This window comes from Sphaerisporangium sp. NPDC049003 (genome assembly GCF_043197795.1).
Taxonomy (GTDB): domain Bacteria; phylum Actinomycetota; class Actinomycetes; order Streptosporangiales; family Streptosporangiaceae; genus Sphaerisporangium.
The window spans coordinates 231,589-244,704 of record NZ_JBICTU010000009.1 but is presented as its reverse complement, the minus strand read 5'-3'; the positions used below and the strand labels follow the sequence as shown (position 1 = coordinate 244,704).

The following is a 13,116-nucleotide window of genomic DNA, read 5'->3' as shown; positions in this document are numbered from 1 at the left end:
TGAAGATGTGCAGGTGCTTGGAGTTCACCACGATCACCAGGAACACCAGCATGACACCGATGTGCAGCAGCAGACCGACCTTCTCCAGCACCTCGTTCGCGGTGTGACCGAGGGGGCGGAGCAGCGCCGCGGAGGCTTCGGACCCGAAGGCCCCGGCGCGGTAGGGGAAGTTGCCCGTGTTGATCGCCGCGCCGCGGAACAGGAACAGCGACCAGATCACGTTGAAGATCATGAACAGGATCAGCCACGCGCCGCCGAGGTGGGAGCCCGAGAACCGCGAGGCGCGGCCGAGCTTCTTCGGCGAGTTCGCGATGCGGATGGCCGCGAAGGACGCGAGGCCGAGGACGCACGCGATCGCGATGAGGTCCTGGAGGAACCCGAGGACGGGCCAGGTGCCGACGAGAGGGATGTGGAAGTCCGGCCTGCCGGTGACCGCCCCCTGTATCAGCGCCCCGTACGCCTCCAGGTAGACCGTCGCCAGGATCACGAAGGCCCAGAACACCAGGAAGTGGGCCACGCCCGACGGTGTCCACTTGAGCAGCTTCTTCTGGGCGAACACCTCAACGAGCTGCGCCTTGAGCTCGGCGCCGATGTTCTCCTTGGCGTATTGCACCCGCTCGGGGGCGGGCTGGCCGCTTGTGGCGAGGCTGTGGAGCCAGAGCACGCGGCGACCTGCGAGCGTGACCGCCACGGCGGTCATCACAAGCCCGATGATCGCTACAAGGAGCACGGGTCCTCCAAACTATGGCGTTGGCTGCCCAGCGTAGACACACCGGTCATCCACGGTTACGGCGAGACCATATCGAATAGTACCCGCCGGTAACTTAAAGTCGGACGCGGGACCTTCATGATTGGTCGGACCGATACTAGAACAATGCTCTGGGAAAAGCTCGCCCGGGGGCCGGTCAGTCGTCTCCGAGATAACGCTGGATGGTAGGAGCCAGGATCTCGACCAGTTCCTCGATCTCGACGGACGCCAGAGGCTCCAGGCGCAGCACGTACCGCATGAGGACGACGCCGAACATCTGCGCGAACGCGACCTGCATGCGGACCGCCGGGATGCCCAGCCCCTCGGCCACCCGGTTCATCACGGCCATGGTGAGGAACTCGCGGATCATCGCGACGATCTGCTCGTTCGTCATCGCGCTGCGCACCAGGGCGATGATCGGCTCGCGCGCCTGCGGATCGGCCGTCATCGTCAGCAGGAACCTGACCAGGCGCTCGCCGATCTCCTCGCGCGGCCCCTGGAGGATGAGGGGGATCATCTCCGCGGGGTTGACCGGCAACCGCAGCGCCGCGACGAAGATTCCCTCTTTGGTGTCGAAGTAGTGGTGGACCAGCGCCGGGTCGACCCCAGCCTCGCGGGCGATGCCCCGGATGGTCGCCTTGTCGAAGCCCTTCTCGGAGAAGATCTTGCGTGCCGCCGTGACGATCTCGCCTCGCGTGTCCGCCGACCCCGGACGCCGCCCCGGACGCCGCCTCTCGGTCGCCACCCCTCCGCCTTCCCCGTCGTCACCCCTGCTCAGGCGCCCGCCTTCCCCGTCGTCACCCCTGCTCAGGCGCCCGCCTTCCGCGCCGTCGCCACCCGCGCTCACCCGCCCGCCTTCCGCGCCGTGTGCGCTTCGCGAGCCACGCTCACCCGTCCGCCCTGGAGGCGACCGCGAGGTAGACCCGCATCGGCACCGTGAGCCGGCCGCCGGGGAAGACCCTCAGCAGTTCGGCGCGCTCGCGCTCGACGAGCCGGTCCGCGGCGGCGTCGTCCATGGCGGCGACGTAGGAGTGGGACCGCAGGTCGAGCAGGAAGTCGGCGACGCCCACGTCACGGGTCCAGTGGACCCAGGCCTCGCTGACGGTCAGCCCCGCCCGGGTCATCGCCGCCGCGACCGGAGGCACGCTCCAATCGGGCAGCGCGGGACCCTGGTAGCCGGGGCAGCTCCCGGCGAGCCGCACCTCGTAGGCCACCAGCCAGTCGGCGGAGCCCGCGCCCAGGTCGAGGGTGTTCCACCAGGCCGCGACGGCGCCGCCCGGGCGCACCACGCGGAGCGCCTCCTTGATCGACTCCTCGGGACGCAGCCAGTGCCACGCCTGCGCGTAGCAGACCAGGTCGGCCGACCCAGAGCGGAGCGGCAGCGCGTTGCCGTCGCCCACGACCGCGCGCGGCGAGTCCGTGCGGGCCACGAGCCGGGCCAGCATGCGCCGGCCGGGATCGACGGAGACGACCTGCGCCCCCCTGCCGAGCAGGCCCCGCGTCGAGATGCCCGTGCCCGCGCCCACGTCGGCAACGGTCGCCCCGGCCAGCGAGATGGAGGACAGGTCGGCGAGCGCGTCGTACAGGCCGTCGGGATATCCCGGCCTGGCCGCGTCGTAGGCCTCGGCGACGCGGTCGAACACCTCGTGGCTCATGGCGTCGATCGGATCATGTCGTCGAGGAGGCGGCGAAGTGCAGGCGGGCGAAGGCCAGGCCCTCGGCCAGGTCGTCGATGCGCTCGGTGCGCCCTGCGGCCTTGCGCGTGTTGATCTCCAGCACGATCAGGCCGCCGTACCCCGCTGTGGCCAGGCGTTCGAGGATGCGCGCGCAGGGCTGGCTCCCCCTGCCGGGCACCAGGTGCTCGTCCTTGTTGGTGGTGCCGACGCCGTCGGCCAGGTGCAGGTGGGCGAGCCGGTCACCGAGCTTCTCGGCCATTTCGAGGGCGTCGGAGCCCGAGACGGCCGTGTGCGACAGGTCGAGCGTGACCTGCGGGAAATCCTGGTCGACGGGATCCCACCCCGGCGAGTAGGGCACGACCTCGGCGCCGCGGGCGCGCAGGGGGAACATGTTCTCCACGGCGAAGGTCACGTCGGTCTCGTCGCGCATGCGGGCGAGCCCGGTCTCGAAGTCACGGGCGTAGTCTCGCTGCCAGCGGAAGGGCGGGTGGACCACGACGGTGCGCGCGCCGAGCCGCTCGGCCGCCTTCTGCGCCTTGACCAGCTTGGCCCAGGGGTCACGGCCCCACACCCGCTGGGTGACGAGGAGGCACGGGGCGTGCACGGCCAGCACCGGCAACTGGTAATGGTCGGAGAGCCGCTCCAGCACGTCGATGTCCTGGCTCACCGGATCGGCGCCGACCATGACCTCGACGCCGTCGTAACCGAGGCGCGCGGCCAGCTCGAAGGCGTCCGGAGTGCGCTCCGGATACACCGACGCGGTGGACAATGCGATCTTGGCGTTCGGGACTCGGATGACGTCGGTCACATCTGCCAGCCTAAGCCGGGTCACGGCCAGGTGGCGCTCCGCAACCCGGATGCAATGAAGATCACAATTGAACGGCCCGCATTCCGGCTGGTCTAGCGTGTTCTCATGGCGCGGATCGCTGACGGGGCCATCCCCAGTCCGAACATCTGGAACTCACCTCGTACCTACGAGCTGGAGAACCGCGCCGTCGACCCCGAGGGAGTCGTGGACGCGGCGATGTCCGCCATCCGGCCGTGGACCGGGGGCGTCGTCCTCGACATCGGCTGCGGCACCGGCTTCCACCTGCCCGCCTTCGCCACCACCGCGAGCAAGGTCGTCGGCGTCGAGCCGCACTCGGGTCTGGCCACGCTCGCCGCCGAGCGCTGCCGCGGGCTTCCCGGCGTCTCGGTCCGCACGGCCACAGCCCAGGCGCTGCCGGTCCCCGACGCCTCCGTGGACGTCGCGGTGGCCCGGTGGGCGTACTTCTTCGGCCCCGGGTGCGAGCCCGGCCTGCGCGAGCTGTCCAGGGTCGTACGGCGGGGCGGGGCCGCCTTCGTCGTCGACCTGGACGCGACCAGGGGCGCTTTCGGCGGCTGGTTCAGCCGCACCGTGCCGTCGTACTCCGCGGCGGCCGTGGAGGCGTTCTGGTCGCGCCAGGGATGGCGGCGCCAGGAGCTCGACCTGCGCATGGTCTTCTCGTCCAGGGCCGACCTGGAGGCGGTCCTGCGCATCGAGTTCGCCCCCGCCGTGGCCGAGGAGGCGATCGCGCGGACCCAGGGCCTCGATCTCGACTACCCCAACGTGCTGCGCTGGCGCCACTTCTGACCTTCGCGTATCTCCCGGGACGCGATGGCTTGACCTTGACGTTAACGTCAACGATTAGCGTTGAGCGCGTACCAGGGAGGGCCCATGCGGATCGGGGAGCTGGCCAGGCAAGCGGGAGTGAGCACTCGGGCGCTGCGCTACTACGAGCAGCAGGGACTGCTCCCGGCCCGAAGGACGGCCAACGGCTACAGGGAGTACGACGAGTCCGACCTGAAGCTGGTCACCGAGATCCGTTCCCTGCTCACCGTGGGGTTCACCCTCGACGACGCCCGTCCCTTCGTGGACTGCCTGCGAGCGGGCAACCACGCCGGAAACGCCTGCCCCGAGTCCGTCGAGGTCTACCGGCGCAAACTCGCCGAGATCGACGAGCAGATACGCACCCTGCTCGGCCGCAGGGCCGAGGTGGCCGCACAGCTCTCCGAGGCGTGCCCCGGATGCGTGCTCAGAACCGGAGGAACGACATGATCACACTGACCGACGAGAACTTCGACGAGCAGGTACTCAAGAGCGACAAGCCCGTCCTCGTGGACTTCTGGACCGAGTGGTGCCCACCCTGCCGCATGGTCGCGCCGATCCTGGAGGAGATCGCGAACGAGTACGACGGGCGCCTGACCGTGGCCAAGCTGAACGCCGACGACTTCCCGGAGATCGCCGCCCGTTACGGCGTGATGGGCTTCCCCACGCTGAACCTCTACCGGGACGGCGAGGTGGTCCGCCAGGTCATCGGCGCCAAGCCCAAGCGCCTGCTGCTCGCCGAGCTGGACGGCCATTTCTGATCTGCCCGGAGGCCCGTGAGAGCGAGTTTGTCGGCCCGGGCCGATAGCGTGCCCCGCATGACCAAGACGCAGAAGCTCGGTTACCGCTGTGCCGAGTGCGGGTGGCGGGCCGCCAAGTGGGTGGGCCGCTGCGGCGAGTGCCAGGCCTGGGGCACGGTCGACGAAGAGGGCGCGCGCGCCGGGGTCCACGTCGTCCAGGGGGGCGCTGTGTCCGCCCCCGCGCTGCCGATCAGCCAGGTCAAGGCCGAGTTCGCCCGAGCACGCACCACCGGCATCGGCGAGCTCGACCGGGTGCTCGGCGGCGGCCTGGTGCCCGGGGCCGTCGTTCTGCTGGCCGGCGAGCCGGGCATCGGCAAGTCCACGCTCCTGCTGGAGGCCGCCGCCAGCACGGCACGCCACGACACCGTGCTCTACGTCACAGGCGAGGAGTCCGCCGCCCAGGTGCGCATGCGGGCCGACCGCATCGGCGCCATCCAGGACCAGCTCTACCTGGCGGCGGAGACCGACCTCGCCGCGCTGGTCAGCCACGTCGAGAAGGTCCAGCCCCGGCTCCTCATCGTCGACTCGGTGCAGACCATCGGCTCCTCCGCCGCCTCGGGCGTCCCCGGCGGGGTCACGCAGGTGCGCGAGGTCACGGGCAACCTCGTCCGCCTGGCCAAGGAGCGCGGCATGTCCACCGTGCTGGTGGGCCACGTCACCAAGGACGGCTCGATCGCCGGGCCGCGAGTCCTTGAGCACCTCGTCGACGTGGTGCTCCACTTCGAGGGCGACCGCCACTCGCGGCTGCGCATGGTCAGGTCCATCAAGAACCGCTTCGGCCCCACCGAGGAGGTCGGCTGCTTCGACCTCAACGAGCGCGGCATCCAGGGGCTGCCCGACCCGAGCGGGCTGTTCGTCTCGCGGCGCTCCGAGCCGGTGCCGGGCACGTGCGTCACCGTCACGGTCGAGGGCACCCGTCCGCTCCCGGCCGAGGTGCAGGCCCTCGTCGGCCCCACGGAGGCGCAGCAGCCGCGCCGGTCCTCCTCCGGCCTCGACCCCTTCCGCGTGACGATGATCCTCGCCGTGCTTGAGCGCCGGTTGAACGCCCGGCTGAGCGGCTGCGACGTCTTCACCGCCACCGTGGGCGGCATCAGGCTCAACGACCCCGCCGTCGACCTCGCGGTGATGCTCGCGGTGGCCAGCGCGGCGGGCGACCGTCCCCTGCCGCCCGGCCTGATCGTGCTCGGCGAGGTCGGCCTGGCCGGGGAGCTGCGGCCGGTCAGAGACGTCAGGCGCCGGGTGGCCGAGGCCGCACGCCTGGGCTTCACCCACGCCCTGGTGCCCGCCGGGTCGCTCGACCAGGAGCCCTCCGCGCTCCCGAGCGCCGACGGGCGCGACGCGCTCCATCCGGTCCCCGTGACCAGCCCTCCCATCCGTACGACGAACTTTTCCCACGGTTTCGACGTCACAGAGGCAGAGAACGTCTGGGACGCGCTCACGCACGTCACCTGAGCACCGTCCGGGTCCGGTCACCGCTTCGCCGGTAAACTGGGCGACGTCAGCGACCAGCGGGGGCCATGTGGCACACACCAACAAGGGGATCGACGAGCGCCGAAGGTCCACTCTTGCCACGCTCGCTCCAGGCACCGAGCTGCGTGACGGCCTGGAGCGCATTCTGCGCGGGCACACCGGTGCCCTCATCGTGCTCGGCTATGACGAAACGGTCGAGGTCGTCTGCACGGGCGGCTTCCTGCTCGACGTGGAGTTCTCCGCGACCCGCCTGCGCGAGCTGGCCAAGATGGACGGCGCCATCGTGCTCAACCGCGCCGGCAACAAGATCGTGCGTGCGGCGGTCCACCTGGTCCCCGACTCCTCCATTCCCACCAACGAGTCGGGCACCCGGCACCGCACCGCCCAGCGGGTGGCGCGGCAGACCGGCTTTCCCGTCATCTCCATCAGCAAGTCCATGCGCATCATCGCCCTGTACCTCGACGGCGTCCGTTACGTCATGGAGGAGTCCGCGGCGATCCTGTCCAAGGCCAACCAGGCCCTGGCGACCCTGGAGCGCTACAAGATGCGCCTCGACGAGGTCTCCGGCACCCTGTCGGCCCTGGAGATCGAAGACCTGGTCACGGTCCGTGACGTCGCCGCCGTGGTGCAGCGGCTCGAAATGGTCCGCCGCATCGCCGGCGAGATCGAGGGGTACGTCGTCGAGCTCGGCACCGACGGGCGCCTGCTCTCCCTGCAACTGGCCGAGCTGGTCGCGGGCGTCGAGGAGGACCGCGACCTGATCATGCGCGACTACCTCCCGGCCGGGACCGGACGCCGCCCGCTCAGGGTCTTCGAGTCGCTGGCGGAGCTCGACCGGCTGTCCCCCGGCGACCTGCTCGACCTCACGGCCGTCGCCCGCGTGCTCGGCCATGCGGGCTCCGAGGCCCTCGACGGGCCGGTGAGCCCCCGGGGGTTCCGTCTGCTGGCCAAGGTGCCCCGGCTCCCCGGCAGCGTCGTCGACCGCCTCGTGGACCATTTCGGGGGCCTGCAGAAGCTCCTGGCGGCCAGCACCGAGGACCTCCAGTCGGTGGGCGGCGTCGGCGAGTCGCGGGCGCGCAGCGTGCGCGAGGGCCTGTCGCGCCTCGCCGAGGCCTCCATCCTGGAGCGCTACGTCTGAGCACCTTCGAGTGCTCCATCCGAGCATCCTTGATGCGCTGCGCGTGAGCACCCTTGGAGCGCTATGTCCTGGCAGGCCCGCGTCAGCGTAGGTGGAAGATCACTTTCGGGCTCTTCAGCGACTCCAGCCGGGCCGTGGCGACGTAGGTGCCGTCGTGGGCCTTCGGACGGGCTGAGCGGCAGTCGGGCGCGGAGCGGTGACGGTCCCACTCGACCATGCGCACGTGGGGCACCCCACGCCGCAGACGCCGCACGTCGCGGCCTTCGCCGCTCACGCAGTCGGCCGTCGACCAGACGCGGTCGGACCCCGAGGTGATGCGGATCTCGACCGCGCGCGGCCCGACGTCGACCGTGCATTCGAGGCGGCCGATGTTGACGACGGTCAGCATGAATCTCGGAGCCCCCTTGCCCGAGTAGACCTCGGACGAGCCGCTCAGGCTGATGACCAGGTCGGGCTTCTGGCACGGGTCGCCGGGGCGGCGGGTGCGGGTCGGCAGGGGCGAGGGCGTGAGGATCACCGGGGGACGCGCGGAGGCCGGCGCCTTGGCCGTCGTGCTGGGGCTCGGAGTGGAGCTCGGCGAGACCACCGCGGGGCTCGCCCCGGGGCTCGGGTCCTTCGACCCCGCGACCGCGGGCCGCGCCGGCGAGCCCGACCCGAGGCCACCGGACGCGCTCGTGCAGGCCCATGCGACCACGGCCACCACGACCAGGGCGCCGGTGAGCACCGACACCCTGCGGCGCCAGTAGACGTCCGGCCCCTCTACGCCGACGTCACCACGGAACGTGTCCGGATCCATACTCACAGTATGGAGAGTTGTGGCCCGTCAAGGGTGTCGACCCGCCGATCAGCGGAGAACGTGCTGGTTGGGGAGGCATGACAGACCAGGGCAGAAGCGACGACCTTGACGTGTAACCCGAGCGCCGGAAAACTCCCGTCGACCCCCGCGACCCGTCCGCGAACTCCCGAGACCCGTCCGCGCCCCTCTCGCACGAACCCCGCGGCCCTCTCGCGCACCCGCAGCCTTCCCGCACGAACCCCGCGGCCCTCCCGCGCAGACCCGCAGTCCTCTCGCACGAACCCCGTGGCCCTCTCGCGCGGGCCTCGCGGTGCTCTCCTACGGGCCCACGGTGCCGTCCTTGGTGAGCGCCTCGCTGGTACCCGGCTCGCTTACCATCGACCGTATGACACGTGTGCTGGTCGTGGAGGACGACCCGGCCATCGGTTCCGAGCTGCTGGAGGCGCTCGGCGGCAACGGATACCAGGTGACCCTGGCGACCACCGGCGGCCAGGCGCTTGAGCGGGTGCGCGACGGCGCTCCCGACCTCGTCCTGCTCGACCTCGGGCTGCCCGACATCGACGGCGTGGCCGTATGCCGGCGCCTCCGGAGCGCCCTGCCCTCCACGGTGATCGTCGTGCTGACCGCCCGCACCCAGGAGTTCGAGGTCGTCGTCGCGCTGGACGCGGGCGCGGACGACTACCTCACCAAGCCATTCAGGCTGACCGAGTTGCTCGCCCGGCTGCGCGCGCACCTGCGCCGCCAGACGGCGCCGCCGGGAGAGCGCACCCTGTCCGTCGGGCTCCTGACCCTCGACCTCCCCGCCCGCCGCGCGTACGTCTCCGGCGAGGCACTGGCCCTGCGGCCCAAGGAGTTCGACCTGCTCGCGGCGCTGGCGTCCCGCGCGGGCGAGGTCGTGACGCGCGAGCAGCTGATGGACGACGTGTGGGACGCCAACTGGTTCGGGCCGACCAAGACCCTCGACGTGCACGTCTTCGCCCTGCGCCGCAAGCTGACCGAGCACGGCGAGGATCCCCAGCGCATCACGACCCTCCGGGGCCGCGGCTACCGCTACGAGATCGACGTATAGCCGGCCCGGCGGAGGCGGCGCGCGGGCTCGGGTGGGTCAGGCGACGGGCAGGAGCAGGCTGAACACCGGCGGCGAGAGCCGGCGAAGGACCAGCCGCCCGCCTTCCGCCTCGGCGAGCGACCGCGCCAGCGCCAGGCCGATGCCGTGTCCCTCCTCGTCCCCCGAGCGGCGCGCGAACACGTCGGCCCCCTCGGGGATCCCCGCCCCCTGATCGGCCACCTCGATCGCGACCCCGTCGCCGAGGTCGGCCACGTCCACGGTGATCTCGCCCTTCCCGTGCGCGACGGCGTTGTCCAGCAGCACCTGCAAGATCTGCCGGAGCGCCGCGGGCGACGCGGCGACGGCGGGCAGCTCGCCGGGCAGGTTCAGCGCCAGGGACCGCCCCTGCGCGGCCAGCCCTCCGTACCAGGTCTCCCGGACCTCTTCCAGGAGCGCCCCGACGTCCAGGCACCGGTCCTGCGCGCCGTGCTCGCGCGTGAGCCGTACGAGATCCTCGATGACCGTGCGCAGTTGCTCGCCCCGAGCGAGGGCCGTACGGATGGCGTCCTCACGCTGGGCGTCCGGGCGGGCCAAGGCGGACTCAAGCCCCAGGAGCATGCCGGTGAGGCGCGTACGGAGCTGATGGGAGACGTCGGCGCTGAAGGCGCGCTCGCGTTCGAGCACCTCGCCGAGCCGCTGGGCGGTCGATTCGAGGGCGAGGCCCGCGACGTCGGCCTCCCGCAGGTCCGAACGCGGGGCACGGATGGAGAAGTCACCCGCGCCGAGGGCCTGGGCCGCCCGCGTCAGGTGCTCCAGGGGCGCGGCCAGCCGTCTCGACGCGCGCAGGGCGAACGCGATCGCCAGGCTGACGACGATCACCGCCAGGCCCGCCATTAGCAGCCACGTGTCGTGTACCCGGTCCGCGACCTCGTCGTACGGCGTGGCCACCCGCACCACGCCCCCGCGCCCCTCGTCGGAGGGGATCGGGGCGGAGACCGCCATGAAGCCGTCCTCGACGGCCTCGTGCACGTGGCCGTCATGGGAACCGGCGGCTAGGTTCGATCGCCTGGGCCCGTCGCCGAACAGCAGTGCCCCGTCGGTCGCGTAGACGCCGACACGGAGGCCGGTGGGCAGCCCCTTGGGCAGCGAGACCGACGCGAGGCCGTTCTTCACCACCTCGTCGGGGATCGCGGCGGCGACCCACGCGGCGTCGCGCCCGAGGGCCGCGGCCGTCTCGTCGTGGTAGAGGCGCTCGACGGACAGCGCGAGCGGCACCGCGAACAGCGCCACGGCGGGCGCGGCGATGCCGACGATCGCCACGAGGACCCTGCGCCGCAGCGGGGTGCTGTGGGGCTCCCGGGTGACGCTCATCGCCGGGAAGGGCTTCCGGAACCACTCCTCATCCGGACAGGGTCCCAGATGCCGGGTAAGGGCCCCGCTAACACGTCCTGATCAGGTACGTCAGGACGGCGCGAACGGGCACGCCGGGCCGCCGCCGACTACGCGGCCGTGATCGCCAGCGTCGGCATCGACACCGGCGAGGCGATCCGCATCGTCCAGGAGGCGCTGACCTCCGGCGTGGCGGCACCGGCCCCTTCGTGAGCGGTCGTCATCCGCCGGTCGGGAGCGAACTCCTTCGCTCCCGACCGGCGAGATCTGGAAAGGTAAGAAGCGCGATAACCCGGCTTTGACCCCCGTCACACGACCGGCTGTCTACGGTGGCTCACATGGCTTCCCGGACCGCGACGCGGACTCCCCTCCCCATCCCTGCCCACCTATGAGCGACGGGGGGCGGGTGAGGCGAACAGGCGTGAGCCAGGGTGCGCAGCATCTAGGCTCGACGTCGTGGGAACCGGACTGCATGCCCCCATCCTCGACTGGTACGCCGAGAAGGCCCGAGATCTTCCCTGGCGACGGCCCGATGCGAGCCCCTGGGCGATCCTGGTCAGCGAGATCATGCTCCAGCAGACACCCGTGGTCCGCGTCCTGCCGATCTGGACCGAGTGGATGGAGCGCTGGCCCACGCCCGCCGCGCTGGCCGCCGAGCCACCCGGTGAGGCCGTACGCCACTGGGGACGCCTCGGCTACCCCCGCCGCGCCCTCAACCTGCACGCGTGCGCCCGAGCCGTCACGGCAGAGCACGACGGGCAGGTGCCGTCGTCCTACGACGAGTTGCGCGAGCTCACCGGCATCGGCGACTACACGGCGGCGGCCGTGGCGAGCTTCGCCTTCGGCCGCAGCCATGCCGTGCTGGACACCAACGTGCGGCGGGTGCTCGCGCGGGCCGTGCGCGGCGAGGAGTACCCCCCGAAGGCCACCACGACGGCCGAGCGCAGACTGGCCGAGTCCCTGCTGCCCGCCCTGGACGCCCCGCGCTGGGCGGTCGCCGTCATGGAGCTCGGGGCGCTGGTCTGCACGGCTCGCGCGCCCCGCTGCGCCGACTGCCCCGTGGCCGGCCTCTGCGCCTGGCGCCTGGCGGGCCGGCCGGCCTACGACGGCCCGGAGCGGCGCGGCCAGACGTACGCGGGCACTGACCGGCAGTGCCGGGGGCGGCTGCTGGCGGTTCTCAGGGAGGCCCACGGAGCGGTGCCCAAGGCCGCGCTCGACGTCGTCTGGGCCGATGCGGTGCAGCGGGAGCGGGCTCTTGACGGCCTCGTCGCCGACGGCCTCGCGGAAGCGCTGGCCGAGGGCACCTACCGGCTGCCCGTCTGAGCTATTACCAAACGGTCAGGCGGCGAGCTTGAGGCCGAGGGCGGTGAGGTTGCGGCGGGTCCAGTCGAGCTCGTCGGCCAGCGTGGCCACGAGCGCGGCCGGGCCCTTGCCCTTCGCGGGAGACGCCAGGCCGTGGGCCTCCACCTCGATGTGGGCTCCGCCGATCATGGGGCCCGACAGGATCGCGGCCAGGGTGTCCTCCAGGATCGACTCGGTTCCCGGGACCTCGCCCGTGTGGTTGTGCACGTGGCCGAGCTTGACCACGGTGGCCCCGGCCGCGGCCACCCCGCGCAGGGCCGCGGCGGGCTCCTCGACGCCGCAGGTCAGGTGGCAGGCGTCCAGGCAGACCCCGAGGTATTCGGAGTCGATGCCGCACACGCGCTCCACAGCCTGCTCGGTGGTCTCCAGCACGCATCCCGGCCACGGCTGGAATCCCACCCTGATGGTCTTGCCGGTGACACTGTGGAGGCCGCGGAGCTCGCGCGAGAGCCGGTCGAGCCGCCGGGACGCGATCGCGTGAAGGTCGGCGGGCCAGTCGCGCCGCCAGCCGATCGGGATCGTCGAGATGCTCCCGAAGCGGACATCCTCGGGCAGCAGGAAGGCGAGGATCTTCGCTAGGGCCATCGTGTAGCGGTAGCGCTCGGGCTTGGCCCAGTCAGGACCGGGGCTCTCCTGCCCCATGCCCCTGCCGCCCGCCCCGTTCAGGCTGACGACCTCCAGGCCGCGCTCCTCCAGGGAGCGGCGCAGCCGTACGAGCTCGATGCGGTCGGCGGTGAGGTGGTCGGCGACGCCGGGAGCCAGCCAGAGGCCGATGCCGAGCCGGTCGACGCTAAGCCGTTTCCGCACGGGAACGGCGTAACGGGTCAGATGGGCGATCAGGTTCTCCAGGTCCTCCGCGGGGTGCACGCCCGCGTTGTAGGACAGGTGAACGAGCGTGCCGTCCTCATGGCACAGGCGCATTCGGTACCTCCCAGGCGTACTGCGCTTCGGATCTCATCACCTCACGTGACCTGTCCTGGTCACCTGAGGCAGAGGTCCCCTACCTGCCGGGAATCCGGCCTGGCCCGCCCGAGTGTGCCGGTGGGCGCCGAGCCTCGCGTC

13 protein-coding genes and 1 pseudogene are annotated in these 13,116 nt (G+C 71.6%); 7 read left to right on the top strand and 7 right to left on the bottom strand.

What is annotated here, in order from left to right; all coding sequences use genetic code 11:
• The 4 genes and pseudogenes from ACGFIV_RS12910 to ACGFIV_RS12895 form a co-directional block, all read right to left on the bottom strand.
• Nucleotides 1-730, bottom strand: a pseudogene (locus ACGFIV_RS12910) (Fe-S oxidoreductase); the annotation flags it as partial.
• A 175-nt stretch (nt 731-905) separates the two neighbouring features.
• The gene (locus ACGFIV_RS12905) at nt 906-1,595 is read right to left on the bottom strand and encodes a TetR family transcriptional regulator (protein ID WP_392834477.1); all 690 of its coding nucleotides are present in this window, start codon (nt 1,593-1,595) and stop codon (nt 906-908) included.
• Nucleotides 1,596-1,635: 40 nt separating this feature from the next.
• Nucleotides 1,636-2,403, bottom strand: a complete 768-nt coding sequence (locus tag ACGFIV_RS12900; protein WP_358560040.1) for a class I SAM-dependent methyltransferase — start codon at nt 2,401-2,403, stop codon at nt 1,636-1,638.
• Between the two features lie 13 nt (nt 2,404-2,416).
• A complete protein-coding gene (locus tag ACGFIV_RS12895) occupies nt 2,417-3,232 on the bottom strand; it encodes a sugar phosphate isomerase/epimerase (RefSeq protein ID WP_358560038.1) in 816 nt (271 codons plus the stop codon).
• Between the two features lie 105 nt (nt 3,233-3,337).
• On the opposite strand from ACGFIV_RS12895, the gene ACGFIV_RS12890 reads away from it, so the two are divergent.
• The 5 genes from ACGFIV_RS12890 to disA all read left to right on the top strand — a co-directional run bounded on the left by ACGFIV_RS12890 (nt 3,338) and on the right by disA (nt 7,459).
• Nucleotides 3,338-4,036, top strand: coding sequence for a class I SAM-dependent methyltransferase (locus tag ACGFIV_RS12890; RefSeq protein ID WP_358560036.1), 699 nt, complete (start codon nt 3,338-3,340; stop codon nt 4,034-4,036).
• A gap of 84 nt (nt 4,037-4,120) precedes the next feature.
• Nucleotides 4,121-4,501, top strand: a complete 381-nt coding sequence (locus tag ACGFIV_RS12885; protein ID WP_358560034.1) for a MerR family transcriptional regulator — start codon at nt 4,121-4,123, stop codon at nt 4,499-4,501.
• Nucleotides 4,498-4,812: a thioredoxin gene (gene trxA / locus ACGFIV_RS12880; protein ID WP_358560032.1), complete on the top strand. Its 315-nt coding sequence runs from the start codon at nt 4,498-4,500 to the stop codon at nt 4,810-4,812. The genes ACGFIV_RS12885 and trxA overlap by 4 nt, the downstream gene beginning before the upstream one ends.
• 57 nt (nt 4,813-4,869) lie before the next feature.
• A complete protein-coding gene (gene radA / locus ACGFIV_RS12875) occupies nt 4,870-6,303 on the top strand; it encodes a DNA repair protein RadA (RefSeq protein WP_358560030.1) in 1,434 nt (477 codons plus the stop codon).
• Nucleotides 6,304-6,370: 67 nt separating this feature from the next.
• Nucleotides 6,371-7,459 (top strand): DNA integrity scanning diadenylate cyclase DisA, encoded by a 1,089-nt coding sequence (gene disA / locus ACGFIV_RS12870; protein WP_358560028.1) that lies wholly within the window; start codon nt 6,371-6,373, stop codon nt 7,457-7,459.
• Nucleotides 7,460-7,541: 82 nt separating this feature from the next.
• On the opposite strand, the gene ACGFIV_RS12865 is transcribed toward disA, so the two are convergent.
• Nucleotides 7,542-8,255: a hypothetical protein gene (locus ACGFIV_RS12865; RefSeq protein WP_358560026.1), complete on the bottom strand. Its 714-nt coding sequence runs from the start codon at nt 8,253-8,255 to the stop codon at nt 7,542-7,544.
• Nucleotides 8,256-8,640: 385 nt separating this feature from the next.
• Here ACGFIV_RS12865 and ACGFIV_RS12860 point away from each other — a divergent pair, with 385 nt between their 5' ends.
• Nucleotides 8,641-9,324, top strand: a complete 684-nt coding sequence (locus ACGFIV_RS12860) for a response regulator transcription factor (RefSeq protein WP_358560024.1) — start codon at nt 8,641-8,643, stop codon at nt 9,322-9,324.
• Nucleotides 9,325-9,360: 36 nt separating this feature from the next.
• On the opposite strand, the gene ACGFIV_RS12855 is transcribed toward ACGFIV_RS12860, so the two are convergent.
• Nucleotides 9,361-10,674, bottom strand: coding sequence for an ATP-binding protein (locus ACGFIV_RS12855; protein WP_392834467.1), 1,314 nt, complete (start codon nt 10,672-10,674; stop codon nt 9,361-9,363).
• A 474-nt stretch (nt 10,675-11,148) separates the two neighbouring features.
• Between ACGFIV_RS12855 and ACGFIV_RS12850 the strand changes: the two genes are divergently transcribed.
• Complete coding sequence (locus ACGFIV_RS12850; protein WP_392834464.1) at nt 11,149-12,015, top strand: A/G-specific adenine glycosylase; 867 nt, start codon at nt 11,149-11,151, stop codon at nt 12,013-12,015.
• A gap of 15 nt (nt 12,016-12,030) precedes the next feature.
• Here ACGFIV_RS12850 and ACGFIV_RS12845 read toward each other — a convergent pair whose 3' ends face one another.
• A complete protein-coding gene (locus ACGFIV_RS12845) occupies nt 12,031-12,975 on the bottom strand; it encodes a TIM barrel protein (RefSeq protein WP_358551780.1) in 945 nt (314 codons plus the stop codon).
• Between the last annotated feature and the right edge of the window lie 141 nt (nt 12,976-13,116).